This window comes from Pseudomonas sp. 43(2021), from assembly GCF_017490805.1.
Classification (GTDB): domain Bacteria; phylum Pseudomonadota; class Gammaproteobacteria; order Pseudomonadales; family Pseudomonadaceae; genus Aquipseudomonas.
Genome location: NZ_JAFGYJ010000114.1, coordinates 1 through 707 on the forward strand (window position 1 = coordinate 1; position 707 = coordinate 707).

A 707-nucleotide genomic window follows, 5' to 3' on the forward strand; every position below is an offset into this window, starting at 1 on the left:
GTGAAGTCGGAATCGCTAGTAATCGCGAATCAGAATGTCGCGGTGAATACGTTCCCGGGCCTTGTACACACCGCCCGTCACACCATGGGAGTGGGTTGCACCAGAAGTAGCTAGTCTAACCTTCGGGGGGACGGTTACCACGGTGTGATTCATGACTGGGGTGAAGTCGTAACAAGGTAGCCGTAGGGGAACCTGCGGCTGGATCACCTCCTTAATCGACGACATCAGCCTGCTGATGAGCTCCCACACGAATTGCTTGATTCATTGTCGAAGACGATCAAGACCCTATATAGGTCTGTAGCTCAGTTGGTTAGAGCGCACCCCTGATAAGGGTGAGGTCGGCAGTTCAAATCTGCCCAGACCTACCAATATGCGGGGCCATAGCTCAGCTGGGAGAGCGCCTGCCTTGCACGCAGGAGGTCAGCGGTTCGATCCCGCTTGGCTCCACCACTTGCTTTACTTGATCAAACTCAGAAATGAGCATTCGCTTCGAATGTTGATTTCTGACTTTTGTCAGATCGTTCTTTAAAAATTCGGATATGTGATAGATATAGACTGATGACCAGTTTCACTGCTGGTTAATCAGGCTAAGGTAAAATTTGTGAGTTCTGCTCGAAAGAGCAACATGCGAATTTTCGGCGAATGTCGTCTTCACAGTATAACCAGATTGCTTGGGGTTATATGGTCAAGTGAAGAAGCGCATACGG

The 707-nt window shown here is 49.8% G+C and carries 2 tRNA genes and 1 rRNA gene; all 3 read left to right on the forward strand.

The annotated features are described in order from the left end of the window. Window positions 1-214, forward strand: a 16S ribosomal RNA gene (locus J5M71_RS26230); the annotation flags it as partial. Between the two features lie 77 nt (window positions 215-291). Beyond that, window positions 292-368 (forward strand) — tRNA-Ile (locus J5M71_RS26235). A 6-nt stretch (window positions 369-374) separates the two neighbouring features. Then, window positions 375-450 (forward strand) — tRNA-Ala (locus J5M71_RS26240). Window positions 451-707 lie beyond the last annotated feature (257 nt).